Genomic DNA, 13,639 nt, shown 5'->3' with positions numbered 1-13,639 from the left:
GCGCGTCGCGCCCACCCGGCGGAGCCGGACACCGAGTCGGCCCCGCGCCCCCACAGGGCGTTGCCGAACAGCGGGAGGCGGCATGTCGATCGTCTGTGCCATCGCCGTCCTGGTCGCCGCGAACCTGGTCAACAACCGGCTCGCGCGCGGCCCGCTCACCTATGTCCTCACCTGCGTCGCCGCGACGGCCGTCCTGCTGCTGATCGCCCGCCGGGACGGGCTGACCCGGGCCGATCTGGGGATCGACGCGGCGGGCCTGCGCCGCGGACTGCGGTGGGCGCCCGTACTGGCCGGCGCCGTCCTGGTCGTCTGCCTGCTGCTGCTCGCCGTTCCGGCCGGCCGGGAGGTGTTCCGGGATGCCCGGGCCACGGATCTGTCCGCCGGGCAGCTGCTGTGGAACGTCCTGGTGCGCGTGCCGCTCGGCACCGTGCTGCTGGAGGAGACCGCCTTCCGGGGGGTGCTGTGGGCCATGCTCCGGCGCCGGTGGGGCACGGCCCGGGCGACGGCCGGCTCGTCCGCGCTCTTCGGCCTGTGGCACGTGCTGCCCTCCCGCGGCCTCAACCGGTCCAACGCCGCCGTGGGGACGGCGTTCGGGAGCGGCTCCGCGGACGCGGCGGCGACCGTCGCGGCGGCCGTCGTCGTCACGGCCGTCGCCGGCGCGTTCCTGTGTGAGCTGCGCCGCCGCTCCGGCAGCCTCCTGGCGCCCGCGGCCCTGCACTGGGCCGTCAACGGCTTCGGCTACGCGCTTGCCTGGGCGGCGCCCCGCTGGTGGCTCCCCGGCTGAGTCACGGGCGTGACGAGGGTTACGCGCGGCCCGGTCTTGTCGGCACTTCGTACTCGCCGGTACGGTAAGTGAGCAAGCGCTTAGACATGTACCCGTGGAGGTGGCGGCGTGCGCCGTACGGTGTTCAACGAGGATCACGAGGCGTTCCGGGAGACCCTTCGGGCCTTCATCGAGGCCGAGGTCGTCCCGGTGTACGACGAGTGGTTCGCCGCCGGCCAGGCGCCGCGCGAGTTCTACTACAAGCTCGGCGAGCTGGGGATCTTCGGCATCAACGTGCCGGAGGAGTACGGCGGCGCCGGCATGGACAGCCACAAGTTCGAGGCCGTCCTCTACGAGGAGACGGCCCGTGCGGGCGTCCAGTTCGGCGGCTCCGGCGTGCACGTGCTGCTCGCCCTGCCCTACATCAAGATGCTGGCCACCGACGAGCAGAAGAAGCGGTACCTGCCGACGTTCGTCACCGGCGAGGAGATGTGGGCCATCGCGATGACCGAGCCGGGCACCGGCTCCGACCTCGCGGGCATGAAGACCACCGCCAAGCTCTCCGAGGACGGCACGCACTACGTCCTCAACGGCGCCAAGACCTTCATCACCGGCGGCGTGCACGCCGACCGGGTGATCGTCTGCGCCCGCACCTCGGCCCCGCGCGAGGACGACCGCCGCTTCGGCATCTCCCTGTTCGCCGTGGACACCAAGTCCGAGGGCTACTCCGTCGGCCGCAAGCTGGACAAGCTGGGCCTGCGCACGTCCGACACCGCCGAACTCGCGTTCGTCGACGTCAAGGTGCCCGCCGAGGACCTGCTCGGCGAGGAGAACCAGGGCTTCTCCTACCTCGGCCACAACCTGGCCTCCGAGCGCTGGGGCATCGCCTTCGGCGCCTACGCGCAGGCCAAGGCCGCCGTCCGGTTCGCCAAGCAGTACGTGCAGGAGCGCACCGTCTTCGGCAAGCCGGTCGCCCACTTCCAGAACACCAAGTTCGAGCTGGCCGCCTGCCAGGCCGAGGTGGACGCCGCCGAGGCCGTGGCCGACCGCGCGACCGAGGCACTGGACGCCGGTGAGCTGACGCCCGCCGAGGCCGCCTCCGCCAAGCTGTTCTGCACCGAGGTCGCGCACCGCGTCATCGACCGCTGCCTGCAGCTGCACGGCGGCTACGGCTACATGAACGAGTACCCGATCGCCCGCCTGTACGCGGACAACCGCGTGAACAGGATCTACGGCGGGACCAGCGAGATCATGAAGTCGATCATCGCCAAGGACATGGGCCTGTAAGGTTCCGGAAATTACCGGCCAATAGAACAGTGGCCATGAGTCAGGCACTACAGGATCTCCTCGACCTGCTCGACCTGGAGCAGATCGAGGAGAACATCTTCCGCGGCCGGTCCAGGTCCGCCGTCGTCCCGCGCGTCTTCGGCGGACAGGTCGCGGCCCAGGCGCTCGTCGCCGCCGGGCGCACGGTCCCCGAGGACCGGCCCCCGCACTCCCTGCACGCGTACTTCCTGCGCATCGGGGACCCCGGCGCGCCCATCGTCTACACGGTCGACCGCCTCCGCGACGGCCGCTCCTTCACCACCCGGCGGGTCGTCGCGGTCCAGCACGGCCAGCCGATCTTCGGCATGTCCGTCTCCTTCCAGACGTACGAGGAAGGGATGGACCACCAGACGCCGATGCCGCCCGCGCCCGACCCGGCGACATTGCCGACGTCCGAGGAACGGCTGAGCGGCTACGGCCATCTCCCCCCGCAGGTGGTCGAAAGGTTCCTGGAGGCACGGGCCGCCGTCGATCTGCGCTACGTCGACGAGCCTCCGTACGGCAGGTTCGGCGAGCCCCGCGCGCCGCACTCGCAGGTGTGGTTCCGCACCAACGGCAAACTCGCCGACGACCCCCTCCAGCACATCGTCCTCGCGACGTACGTCTCCGACATGACCCTGCTCGACTCGGTGCTCCTCGCGCACGGCCGGGGCGGCTGGGCCGTCGGTGACGTCGTCGGGGCCTCGCTGGACCACGCGATGTGGTTCCACCGCCCGTTCCGCGCCGACGAGTGGCTCCTGTACGACCAGGAGTCCCCTTCGGCGTACGGCGGACGCGGCCTCGGCCAGGCCCGCATCTACACGCAGGACGGGCGCCTGGCCATCACCGTGATCCAGGAGGGCGTCGTCCGCATCCCCCGGACCGAGGCGCCCTAGGCCAGCCCGGCCTCCGACAGCAGGTACGCCGTCATCGGGTCGTAGTGGCGGGGGCTGACCACGTGGTCGTCGAGCGGGACCGTCACCTGGACGGTCCCCTCGGCCTCCGCGATGAACAGGGCCGGATCGTTGCAGTCGGCGTAGCCGACCGAGTCGACGCCGTGCTGCCCCGCGTAGCCCGCCCAGCCGTGGTCGGCGACGACCAGGTCGGGCAGCGGGCGGCCCTCGCGCTCCAGGGTGGTGAGGATCGCCTTCATCGGTTCGCCCGAGTGGGTGTGCCAGAGGGTCGCGCCGTGCTCCAGCACCGCCACGTCCGCGAACTGCATGACGTAGCCCTCGTCCGTCTGCAGCCCCTCCGGGATCACCACGATCTCGCAGCCCGCGGCGCGCAGCGCGGCGGCCGTGGCGCGGTGCACGTCGAGCAGGCCGCCGGGGTGGCCGGTGGCGAAGAGCACCCGCTGCTCGCTGTCCGCCGCCTTGCGCAGCCGGGCGGCGAGGCGCTCCAGCGCGGCGACCGTCAGCTCGGGGTCGATGGTGTCCTGGCCGTGCCGGTACTCCGGATCGTCGTTCACGCCGACCCGCTCCGCCATCACCGCGAGCACGTCCTGCTCGTCGGTCCAGCGGTCGCCGAGCTCCAGACCGAGCCAGAAGTTGCGCACACCGTTCGACAGTTGGCGGTAGTGGGAGAGGTTGTTCTCGCGCGGGGTGGCGACGTCGCCCGCGATACGGGTCTTCACGAGGTGCTCGACGAGCTCGGCGCGGCTGGGTGTCCCGGATATCGGCATGGCTCTTATTGTGCGGCAAGCGCCCGGACCCGTCCCCGACGTCCCGCACGCTGGGACGTGGGTCACGTACCCGAGGTCACCCGGCGTCACAGGCGCCGCAGCGCGAACCACAGCTCCATCCGTACGTCCGGATCGTCCAGGTCGGTGCCGAGGAGCGCCGCGCACCGGGCGATGCGCTGGCGGACGGTGTTGCGGTGCACGGCCAGGGCGACGGCGGTGCGGTCCCAACTGCCGTGCAGGGACAGCCAGGTGCGCAGGGTCTCGGCGAGGGCGGGGTTCGTGGCGACGGGGGCGAGCAGGGCGGCGGCGTGGGCCTCCGCCTCGGCCGCCGGGAGCAGGTCGGCGAGGCCGGGGCGACCGGCGCCGTGGTGGGCCACGGGAGTGCGGGTGGCGCGGGCCCGGGCCAGCGCGCGGGCCGCCTGGGTGTCCGCCGCCGGCCACTCCCGCGGGCCGGCGGGGGCGCTGACCCCCAGGGTCCAGCCGGGTTGCGGGGCCGGTGCGCGGTCCGCGGGCAGCAGGACGCGTACGACGTCCCCGGCGAGGTCCACCAGCGGCGACCCCAGCGCCGCGCCGAGCGCCGAGGCGGCGACCGGGTCCGGGGCCTGGGCGTCGGGCCGCGCGCGCACCACCAGCCACCGTTCCGCGCCGAGCAGCGGGGTCACGGCCTCGGGCTCGGCCCCCAGCAGCAGCCGCACCAGCGCGCTGGAGCGGGCCGCGCCGGTGCCGCTCCGGTGCTCGCCGGTGAGCAGCGAGAGCAGGACGGCTGCGACGGAGGCGATGGCGTGGTCGGCGGGCTCACGGCGCGGTGCGGCGACACCGAGCACGAAGCCCTGGCCCACGGTGAGGGCGTAGGCGGACAGATGGGTGCCGCCGACGGTGTCGGTGGCGGAGGAGGGGGTGGGGGACGGGGCGGCGGCGGGCGTGGAGGCGGCGGGCGTGGCGGGGCGTACCACCCCGGCCAGTGCCGCCAGCGCCCCTAGCACCTCGTCCGTCGGTGTCCTGCCCGCCGTGGCGACCTCCGCGCCGTCCGCCCCGTACAGCACCGCGCGGCCGCCCACCCGCTGGGCCAGCTGCCGCAGGACCGAGGGCACCGGGTCGGGGCGGGCGGCGGCAGCGGCCAGGCTCTGCTGGGCCTCCGTCACGCGGCGGAGTTCGGCGTGCCGGGCCCGGGCCATCAGCTGCCAGACCGCGCGGGCCACGCCGGAGAAGGTGGTCCGGGGCGGGACCTCCAGCAGCGGCAGGGCGTACGCCTCGCACGCCGCGACCAGCGCGTGCGGCACCGTGTCGTGCACCGGCGCCAGCCCGAAGCCGAGGGCCGCGCCGCCCGCCGCGACGATCCGGGAGACGTAGTCGTCGAAGTAGTCCCCCAAGTTCTCGGCCGCGCTCGAGCGGAGGGCGCCCCCGTCCGAACCCGCCGCCTCCGGGATGTGCACGCCGGCCGTGAGCAGCAGCTCACCGCCCAGCAGGTACGGGTACGGGTCGGACATCTCCGAGGTGTGCGCCCCGTGAATCACGACGTCCGGGCCGGACGGTCCGGCGATCTGACGCAGGGCGAGGTCCTCCCTGGCCAGCAGGGCGGAGAGCGGCACCGGAGGGGTCGGCGGGGTGGCGGGAGCCTCGGACATGGTGTGCGTTCCCTCCAGTCCGTTCGACGTGAATGGATGAAACGTACACTTCGCAGTCGCTTTCCAGCCACCTATGGTCGGTCCAGCCGGCAGCCGCGATGGGGGTCCCCCGCGCGAGGGCATTCGAGCGTGGGGGAGGGCGGATGTCCCCGCGTCGACAGGCCGGACCATCCCATTTGCACGACACGTCACCGAAAGTGCGCGAAGGAGGGCCCCATGGCCGTCGACTACATAGTGATCGTCGTCTATCTGGCCGGCATGCTGGCCATGGGCTGGTGGGGCATGCGCCGCGCCAGGTCCAAGAGCGAGTTCCTGGTCGCGGGCCGCCGCCTCGGCCCGGCCATGTACTCCGGCACCATGGCGGCGATCGTCCTCGGCGGCGCGTCCACCATCGGCGGCGTGGGCCTCGGCTACCAGTACGGCCTGTCCGGCGCCTGGATGGTCTTCACCATCGGCCTCGGCCTGCTGGCCCTGTCGGTCTTCTTCTCCGCCCGCATCGCCCGCCTGAAGGTCTACACCGTCTCCGAGATGCTGGACCTCCGCTACGGCGGCCGGGCGGGCGTCATCTCGGGCGTGGTCATGTGGGCGTACACCCTCATGCTCGCGGTGACGTCGACGATCGCGTACGCGACGATCTTCGACGTGCTGTTCGACATCAACCGCACCCTCGCGATCGTGCTCGGCGGCTCCATCGTCGTCGCGTACTCGACGCTGGGCGGCATGTGGTCGATCACGCTGACCGACATGGTGCAGTTCGTGGTCAAGACGATCGGCGTGCTGCTGCTCCTGCTGCCCATCGCCGTCGTCAAGGCGGGCGGCTTCAGCGAGATGAAGGCCCAGCTGCCGACCGAGTACTTCGACCCGCTGGGCATCGGCGGCGAGACGATCTTCACCTACGTGCTGATCTACACGTTCGGCATGCTGATCGGCCAGGACATCTGGCAGCGCGTGTTCACCGCCCGCAGCGACAGCACGGCGAAGTGGGGCGGCACGGTCGCCGGCACCTATTGCCTGGCCTACGCGCTGGCCGGTGCCGTCATCGGTACGGCGGCCAAGGTGCTCTACCCGAACCTGGCCAGCGCGGACGACGCCTTCGCCACCATCGTCAAGGACGAACTGCCGGTCGGCGTGCGGGGCCTGGTGCTGGCCGCCGCGCTCGCCGCCGTGATGTCCACCTCGTCCGGCGCGCTGATCGCCTGCGCGACCGTCGCCAACAACGACATCTGGTCGCGGCTGCGCGGCGTCGTACGGCCCGGCGGCGACGAGCACGACGAGGTCAAGGGCAACCGGACCTTCATCCTGGTCATGGGTCTCGCCGTGATCGGCACGGCGATCGCGCTCAACGACGTCGTCGAGGCGCTGACGGTGGCGTACAACCTGCTGGTCGGCGGGCTGCTGGTGCCGATCCTCGGCGGGCTGCTGTGGAAGCGCGGCACCGCGCAGGGCGCACTGGCCGCCGTCGCCGTCGGCGGCGTCGCGGTGATCGGACTCATGGCGACGTACGGCATCCTCGCCAACGAGCCCGTCTACTACGGCCTGCTGGCCTCGCTGGCCGCCTACCTGGTCGTCTCGCTGGCCACGCCCGCCACCGACGCCGCCGTCCTCGCCGCCTGGCGCGAACGCCTCGCCGGGCGGGCCCCCGAACCGGTGTCCGAGCGGGTCCCGGCTCCCCAGTAGAGTCGTCACACAAGCAGTACATACGCGATGAAGCGTGAGAAAGAAGGCACTTCCCGATGAGCAGCAACGAGACGCCCACCCCCCGCGGCCCCGTCGACTCGTCCCGCGTCCCGCGGTACGCCGGCCCCGCGACCTTCGCCCGGCTGCCCCGCCTCGACGAGGTGGGCACCGCCGACGTCGCCGTCGTGGGCGTGCCGTTCGACTCGGGCGTCTCGTACCGGCCGGGCGCCCGCTTCGGCGGCAACGCGATCCGCGAGGCGTCCCGGCTGCTGCGGCCGTACAACCCGGCGCAGGACGCCTCGCCGTTCGCCCTCGCCCAGGTGGCGGACGGCGGCGACATCGCCGTGAACCCGTTCAACATCAACGAGGCCGTGGAGACGGTCGAGGCGGCGGCCGACGAACTGCTCGGCACCGGCGCCCGCCTGATGACCCTCGGCGGCGACCACACCATCGCGCTGCCGCTGCTGCGCTCGGTGGCCAAGAAGCACGGCCCGGTCGCCCTGCTGCACTTCGACGCCCACCTCGACACCTGGGACACGTACTTCGGCGCCGAGTACACGCACGGCACGCCGTTCCGCCGCGCGGTGGAGGAGGGCATCCTCGACACCTCGGCGCTCTCCCACGTCGGCACGCGCGGCCCGCTGTACGGCAAGCAGGACCTGACCGACGACGAGAAGATGGGCTTCGGCATCGTCACCTCCGCGGACGTCTACCGCCGCGGCGCCGACGAGGTCGCCGACCAGCTGCGCCGGCGCATCGGCGACCGCCCGCTGTACATCTCCATCGACATCGACTGCCTCGACCCGGCGCACGCGCCCGGCACGGGCACCCCCGAGGCGGGCGGCATGACCTCCCGCGAGCTGCTGGAGATCCTGCGCGGCCTGGCCTCCTGCAACCTGGTGTCGGCCGACGTCGTCGAGGTGGCCCCCGCGTACGACCACGCGGAGATCACGTCGGTGGCGGCCTCCCACACGGCATACGAACTGACCACGATCATGTCCCGACAGATTGCCGAGGCACGGGCGAAGTGACGCACGACCACGACCTGGTACTCCGCCCGACGCCCGCCCAGACGGAGGCCGCCCTCAACCCTCCCGCCGGCCGCAACGGCGGAGACCTGGTCATGGAGACGCTGGCCGGGCTCGGCGCGACGACGGTCTTCGGCCTGCCCGGTCAGCACGCGCTCGGCATGTTCGACGCGCTGCGCCGCTCGCACCTGCGCTACATCGGTCTGCGGGTGGAGAACAACGCCGGCTTCGCGGCGGACGCGTACGGCCGGATCACCGGCGAGGCGGCGCCGCTGCTGCTGTCGACGGGCCCCGGGGCGCTGACCTCGCTGGCCGCGCTCCAGGAGGCGGCGGCGGCCTCGGCGCCCGTGCTGGCCATCAGCAGCCAGGTCCCGACGGCGGGCCTCGGCGGCGGCCGCCACGGCTACCTGCATGAACTCCCCGACCAGGCGGCCTCCTTCAGGGGTGTCGTCAAGTCCGTCCACACCGTGCGCACCCAGTCCCAGATCCCCTCCGCCGTCGAGGCGGCCTGGAAGTCGGCGCTGACCGCCCCGCACGGGCCGGTGTGGGTGGAGATCCCGCAGGACGTGCTGCTGGCCGAGACGTCGATCCCGGTGGTGACGGGCGGCGACGCCTTCCCCGAGGAACTGCCGCCGCGCCCCGAACTCACGGCTGTCGCGGCCGACCTGCTGTCGAAGGCGGCCCGCCCGGCGATCATCGCCGGCGGGGGAGTGGTCCGTGCGGACGCCTCGAAGAAGCTCCGTCAGCTGGCGGAGGCGCTCCAGGCGCCGGTCGTCACGACCCCCGGTGGCAAGGGCGCGTTCCCCTGGGAGCACCCACTGTCGCTCCAGTCGTGGATCGAGGACCGGCACACCACGGACTTCCTCGAGGACGCGGACGTACTCCTCGTCGTCGGCTCGGGGCTCGGCGAACTCTCTTCCAACTACCACACGTTCAAACCGCGCGGCCGGGTCGTCCAGATCGAGGCGGACCTCGGCAAGCTGGAGTCCAACCACCCGGCGCTGGGCATCCACGCCGATGCGCGGCTGGCGTTGCAGGCGCTGCTGGAGACGGTGACGGAACGCAAGGACCCGTCGGCGCCGGAGCGCGTACGCGAGGTCCTCGCGAGGGTCGCCGAGCGCATTGCCGCCCAGGAACTCACCCTGGAACAGGACGTGCTGGCGTCCGTCCGCGGGGCGCTCCCCGCCGACTCCCCGTCCTTCTGGGACATGACGATCCTGGCGTACTGGGCCTGGTCGGCCTTCGACGCCAAGGGCCCCAACACCATGCACTCCGCCCAGGGCGCGGGCGGCCTCGGCTACGGCTTCCCGGCGGCGCTGGGCGCGGCGGCCGCCGACCCGACCCGCCCGGTGCTGGCGGTGTCCGGGGACGGCGGCGCGCTGTACTCGATCGCCGAGCTGGCGACGGCCCGGCAGTACGACCTGAACGTCACCTGGCTGATCGTGGACGACGGCGGCTACGGCATCCTGCGCGAGTACATGACCGACGCCTTCGGCCAGGCCACGGCGACGGAGCTGACCCGCCCCGACTACGTGGCGCTGGCCGAGTCCTTCGGCGTCCCGGGAGTCCGGACGACCCCCGGGACGCTGGAGCAGGACCTGGCGAAGGCCCTGAGGTCACCGGGACCGTCGGTGGTCGTGCTCCCGGCGGTCCTGCGGATGTTCGCGCCTACGCATCTCGGCTAGTCCAGGCGGCAGGATCAGCAGGCACCCGGGCCGACCCCGTCGATGCGGCCGCCGAAGTCGCCGAGGTAGCGCGAGCGCCAGTCGCCGTTGAAGACGTCGCGCTTCTCGACCGGGCTCCAGTTGATGAAGCAGGCGCGGGTGCTCGCGACGACCGAGCCGACGTGGTCGTGCAGGCGGGGCGGCATGTCGCGGTAGCCGCTGCGTGCCGTCCACTCCCAGTAGTCGCCGCCGAAGCCCTCACCGCTCCAGAAGCACACCGACCCGTCCGGGCAGGCGGGCGGGGCGGCGGCTTCGGCTGCGGTGGCACCGTGGGCCGGCAGGACGAGGGCGGTCAGGGCGAGCGCGGCGGCGACGGACCAGGAACGCAGTTTCATGAGGCTCCTTCGATGACTCGCGGTACGCCCCGGCACGGTCGCCGAGGCGCCTACATCGTCCCGAGGGGGTGCGGCGGCATGCCCCGCTGCCGGGGCCGTACACCACCTCTTGGAGGGAACCGGAAGCGCTTTCCGGGGAGCGCGTTCCTACCAGATCGCCTCGACCCACTCCGGGTGGTCGATGAACGGGTTGCGGTCGCACTCGAAGGAGCTGGAGTCGGTGAGGCTGCCGCCGCTGTTGGTGAAGCCGCTACCGGAGCCTGGGCTGCGCGGCGGACGCTCGGTCCCCAGTCGCACCGGGGAAGCGGGGCACGATGGGAAGGCGGGCCTGGCTCGACGCGGCCCCGGTCCCAGGTCAGAAGGTCGCGCTCGGCACGCGGCCAGGGACATCGGTGTCGGACGGTGCGTCGGACGGTGTCGGCGGCTGACCCGGTCTGCCCCAGGCTCCGGGCGTGCAGCCCGCGACTTCACGATCCCTCCCGGTGAGGAAGACTGGGGAACCGGCACACACGCCTCCTCGCCCTCAGCGCCCTCGTGGCCGCCCCACTCGTCGCTGCCCCGACCGCCCTCGCAGCGGTCCCGCGGCTCTCGCCGGCCGTCGTTCTGAAGGGTGTCGGCGGATTACGGCCGGAGCCAAAGGCGAATCGCAGCCACGGAGACGGTGCCGTGGAAGACGTAGGCCCTCTTGTCGTAGCGGAGGGCGACGGCCCGGGAGTCCTTGAGGCGGTTGATCGCCCGCTCCACCTCGTTGCGGCGCTGGTGGATGGGGCCTGTCCGCGAGTGGTGGACACCTCTGACTCCGGGCCCGGCAGGAGCCGGGTGGGAGGCACGCCATCGCCCGGGCTGCTGCCGAGCCTGTTCAGGCTGGGAGACGGTCGGTCTTGAGCGCAGTGATGAACGACGACCAGCCGGGGGCTGAGAAGAGCACCGCTGGTCCGTGCGGGTTCTTGGAGTCGCGGACGGGGATGCCGGAGGGATGGTTGTCGAGGACTTCGAGGCAGCTGCCGGCGTTGGCGTCGCTGTACGACGACTTGCGCCAGCCGCTCAGTATCGCTGCGTTCCGGACGGCTCGGTCAGTCACGATCCCGGTACTCCTTAGCGATGGCCCTGAGCAGGGCGAGTGACTCCTTCAGCGGCATTGCGTCGCTCAGCGCGAGTTCGTAGCGACTCTGCAACTGGCGGACCCTGGAAGGGGAGTCGTGCAGCTTCCCGTTCCACATGCCCTCACCGTACGCCAGGGGCGGCTGGTCCTCGAACCACATCAACGTGAGCATGCTGTCCATCAGCGGATGAAGGCCCGCGCCGAACGGCATCACATGGACGCGGATGCGCCCGGTCTCGGCGAGACGGACGACGTGCATGATCTGCTCCGCCATGACGTCACCGTCGGCCTCAGGGCGCCGCAGTACCGCCTCGTCCAATAGCGCCCACACCACCGGCGTCACCGCATCTTCGAGAATCCTGGCGCGCTCAAGGCGTGTGACAACGCGCTTGTCACGTTCCTCTTCACTCACCGGAGGGAAGGCCGAGCTCAGTACCGCACGTGCGTACCTTTCCGTCTGGAGGATGCCCGGAAAGTACGCCAGAGCGAACTCCCGGATCATCACCGCCTGTTGTTCGAGTACGCGGACGGCCTCGAAGTAGTCGGCCGTCGCCGCATCGTCCTGCGGCAGAAAGCTGCTCAGCACATTCCCCGTGCCCAGAGCCCTGTCCAGCCGCCGCGCGTCCTCCCTCGACGGCATCCGACGTCCGGCCTCGATGTGCGCGATGTGCGAACGCGTCATGAACGCCATGTCGGCCAACTGCTGTTGTGTCAGGCCCGCCGCCTCGCGCTGCTCCCTGAGCCAGTCGCCGTAGATGGTGCCCATCCGATCAACCCCTTGTGACAAGAGCTCTGTCACCTGCTCCCGCCTGGCGAGCCCAGCCCGAGCGGTCCCACTCTGTGAGTGGATCGCTACACAGCGCCATGCCCCCGAGTCACAAGGAGTTGCCGAAATGCGTCGCCGTATCGCTCGTCTCGTCGAACCGTTGCGTCTCCTGCTGCGTCGACCGCGCCCGCGGGCCGACGTGAGCGGGCCGGCCGTCCGCCACCACGGCTCTCAACCTCCGTCCGCGGCAGACCTCGTCCCCGTCCCGGGCATCGGTCTCGGCTCGCTCGGCATGCCCCGGGTGGACGAGGAGGGCGCGAGGTGACGGGCCGTGGAACCCACGTGCGGCTCCTTCCCTGGGCCGGGGCGGACGGCAAGCACTGTCTGCTGGTGACCGACGGGACCGGCGTTCTCTCCCGGCCGGCCGACGCCGTCGAGCACGTCCAGCTGGAGATGGCCGCCGGGCTCCTCGATCACGCGGCCGACATGCTCGCCGACACCCGGGCGACCCCGGCACAACTGCGCTTCCTCCTCGCCCGCATGCACGAGGCGCTGACCGACGTGCACCGGATCGCCGACAGCCGGGGCGCCGGTGCCGGGGCCGGTGGCGGGCCCGCGGCGGCTACCAGATCGCCTCGACCCACTCCGGGTGGTCGATGAACGGGTTGCGGTTGCGCTGGTAGGAGTTGTAGATGACGTCGTTGCGGCGCTCCTCGAAGGCGCTCGGCGGGTCCTGCTCGTGCCACTGCTTCAGCACCGAGAGGCGGCCGTGGTACGGGACGCTGCCGTTGGTGGTGGAGTCGTTGGGCTCCAGGTCGGGCCAGCTGTCGCCGCCCTCGTAGCGGACGGCCATGTAGAGGATCATGCGGGCCACGTCGCCCTTGACGGCGTCGCGCGGCTCGAAGGAGTTGGAGTCGGTGAGGCTGCCGCCGCTGTTGGTGAAGCTGCTGCCGCCGTTGTCGAAGTCCTTGTTGCCGCGGATGGAGTTGACCTGGACGTCCTCGGGGCGCAGGTGGTGCAGGTCGGTGCCGGGGCCGGCGGACGTGCCGAAGTCGCCGTGCGACTGGGCCCAGACGTGCTCGCGGTTCCAGTCGCCCAGGTCGCCCCCGTTGAGGGACTTGCTGCGGGAGATGCCCGAGTACAGCAGGATCACGTTGCTGCTGTTGTTCGGGTCCTGGTCGGTGACCTTCAGCGCTTCCCAGACGGCGGAGTAGGAAAGCTTCGTCTGGCTGCTGATGATCGTGTGCAGCGAGGACTTGAGGCCGGTACCCGTCTTGCCGATCGCGTTCTTGTAGTACGTCGAGTCGTACGCGGTCGTCGTGGCCGCCGCCGGGGTCGCGGTCAGCGTCGGTGCGATGAGGCCGGCCAGCACGGCGGAGGTGGCGAGCGCCACGGTCTTCCAGCGGCGGCGAATCTGCGTCGCGGGCATGGGGTGTCCGTTCTACGCGGATTGAACGAGCGGGACACCGGGAGGGTGGCATGGACATGCATACTTTGGCGTGAACGGAATGTGTCAGGTGTGTGTCGGTACCTGCCGGACGAGCCCCGACCGAGCCGGTCGGCCCCCACGAGTTGGCGACCGTGAGGGGCTCTCCCCGCGTTGGCCGTGCTGGGGCGCCCGCCGCGAAGGAAC

Annotated in this window: 15 protein-coding genes and 1 pseudogene; 8 read left to right on the top strand and 8 right to left on the bottom strand. The window is 71.8% G+C overall.

Translation table 11 applies throughout. The annotated features are described in order from the left end of the window. The first annotated feature begins 82 nt into the window (after window positions 1–82). The 3 genes from IPT68_RS13550 to IPT68_RS13540 all read left to right on the top strand — a co-directional run bounded on the left by IPT68_RS13550 (window position 83) and on the right by IPT68_RS13540 (window position 2,964). A complete protein-coding gene (locus IPT68_RS13550; protein WP_189699020.1) occupies window positions 83–784 on the top strand; it encodes a CPBP family intramembrane glutamic endopeptidase in 702 nt (233 codons plus the stop codon). A 108-nt stretch (window positions 785–892) separates the two neighbouring features. After that, window positions 893–2,050 (top strand): acyl-CoA dehydrogenase family protein, encoded by a 1,158-nt coding sequence (locus IPT68_RS13545; RefSeq protein ID WP_189699019.1) that lies wholly within the window; start codon window positions 893–895, stop codon window positions 2,048–2,050. Window positions 2,051–2,085: 35 nt separating this feature from the next. Beyond that, window positions 2,086–2,964: an acyl-CoA thioesterase gene (locus IPT68_RS13540; RefSeq protein WP_189699018.1), complete on the top strand. Its 879-nt coding sequence runs from the start codon at window positions 2,086–2,088 to the stop codon at window positions 2,962–2,964. On the opposite strand, the gene IPT68_RS13535 is transcribed toward IPT68_RS13540, so the two are convergent. Both IPT68_RS13535 and IPT68_RS13530 read right to left on the bottom strand, forming a co-directional pair. Beyond that, a complete protein-coding gene (locus IPT68_RS13535; protein WP_189699017.1) occupies window positions 2,961–3,749 on the bottom strand; it encodes a phosphatase in 789 nt (262 codons plus the stop codon). The genes IPT68_RS13540 and IPT68_RS13535 overlap by 4 nt on opposite strands. Before the next feature lie 86 nt (window positions 3,750–3,835). Further along, window positions 3,836–5,374, bottom strand: a complete 1,539-nt coding sequence (locus tag IPT68_RS13530) for a PucR family transcriptional regulator (RefSeq protein ID WP_228040425.1) — start codon at window positions 5,372–5,374, stop codon at window positions 3,836–3,838. Window positions 5,375–5,590: 216 nt separating this feature from the next. On the opposite strand from IPT68_RS13530, the gene IPT68_RS13525 reads away from it, so the two are divergent. The 3 genes from IPT68_RS13525 to IPT68_RS13515 are packed head-to-tail and all read left to right on the top strand — an operon-like array spanning window position 5,591 to window position 9,764. Further along, window positions 5,591–7,051, top strand: a complete 1,461-nt coding sequence (locus IPT68_RS13525) for a sodium:solute symporter (protein ID WP_189699015.1) — start codon at window positions 5,591–5,593, stop codon at window positions 7,049–7,051. A gap of 56 nt (window positions 7,052–7,107) precedes the next feature. Next, complete coding sequence (gene speB / locus IPT68_RS13520; RefSeq protein WP_189699014.1) at window positions 7,108–8,082, top strand: agmatinase; 975 nt, start codon at window positions 7,108–7,110, stop codon at window positions 8,080–8,082. Beyond that, window positions 8,079–9,764, top strand: a complete 1,686-nt coding sequence (locus IPT68_RS13515; RefSeq protein ID WP_189699013.1) for a thiamine pyrophosphate-binding protein — start codon at window positions 8,079–8,081, stop codon at window positions 9,762–9,764. Before speB ends, IPT68_RS13515 begins: the two co-directional genes overlap by 4 nt. A gap of 14 nt (window positions 9,765–9,778) precedes the next feature. On the opposite strand, the gene IPT68_RS13510 is transcribed toward IPT68_RS13515, so the two are convergent. The 5 genes and pseudogenes from IPT68_RS13510 to IPT68_RS13490 all read right to left on the bottom strand — a co-directional run bounded on the left by IPT68_RS13510 (window position 9,779) and on the right by IPT68_RS13490 (window position 12,006). Next, window positions 9,779–10,138 carry a peptidase inhibitor family I36 protein gene (locus IPT68_RS13510; protein WP_189699012.1) on the bottom strand — a complete coding sequence of 120 codons (360 nt, stop codon included), beginning with the start codon at window positions 10,136–10,138 and terminating at the stop codon, window positions 9,779–9,781. A 147-nt stretch (window positions 10,139–10,285) separates the two neighbouring features. Next, on the bottom strand, window positions 10,286–10,435 hold the full coding sequence (locus IPT68_RS13505; RefSeq protein ID WP_189699011.1) for a hypothetical protein: 150 nt from the start codon (window positions 10,433–10,435) through the stop codon (window positions 10,286–10,288). Between the two features lie 324 nt (window positions 10,436–10,759). After that, window positions 10,760–10,897 (bottom strand): annotated as a pseudogene (locus IPT68_RS13500) (IS5/IS1182 family transposase); the annotation flags it as partial. 100 nt (window positions 10,898–10,997) lie between these two features. Continuing rightward, window positions 10,998–11,219, bottom strand: coding sequence for a DUF397 domain-containing protein (locus IPT68_RS13495; RefSeq protein WP_189699010.1), 222 nt, complete (start codon window positions 11,217–11,219; stop codon window positions 10,998–11,000). After that, a complete protein-coding gene (locus tag IPT68_RS13490; RefSeq protein WP_189699009.1) occupies window positions 11,212–12,006 on the bottom strand; it encodes a helix-turn-helix domain-containing protein in 795 nt (264 codons plus the stop codon). The genes IPT68_RS13495 and IPT68_RS13490 overlap by 8 nt, the downstream gene beginning before the upstream one ends. Window positions 12,007–12,133: 127 nt before the next feature. Between IPT68_RS13490 and IPT68_RS13485 the strand changes: the two genes are divergently transcribed. Together IPT68_RS13485 and IPT68_RS13480 are read left to right on the top strand one after the other, a co-directional pair. Next, window positions 12,134–12,331 (top strand): hypothetical protein, encoded by a 198-nt coding sequence (locus tag IPT68_RS13485; RefSeq protein WP_194074085.1) that lies wholly within the window; start codon window positions 12,134–12,136, stop codon window positions 12,329–12,331. Beyond that, entirely contained in the window at window positions 12,328–12,666 is a 339-nt protein-coding gene (locus tag IPT68_RS13480; RefSeq protein ID WP_189699008.1) for a hypothetical protein, read from the top strand. The genes IPT68_RS13485 and IPT68_RS13480 overlap by 4 nt, the downstream gene beginning before the upstream one ends. Here IPT68_RS13480 and IPT68_RS13475 read toward each other — a convergent pair. Then, entirely contained in the window at window positions 12,629–13,435 is an 807-nt protein-coding gene (locus IPT68_RS13475) for an endonuclease I family protein (RefSeq protein ID WP_189699007.1), read from the bottom strand. The genes IPT68_RS13480 and IPT68_RS13475 overlap by 38 nt on opposite strands. Window positions 13,436–13,639 lie beyond the last annotated feature (204 nt).

Origin of the sequence: Streptomyces chromofuscus, assembly GCF_015160875.1 — a bacterium.
In the GTDB taxonomy this organism is placed as follows: Bacteria; Actinomycetota; Actinomycetes; order Streptomycetales; family Streptomycetaceae; genus Streptomyces; species Streptomyces chromofuscus.
The sequence above is the reverse complement of the archived record's forward strand: the minus strand, read 5'-3'. Positions and strand labels throughout refer to the sequence as shown.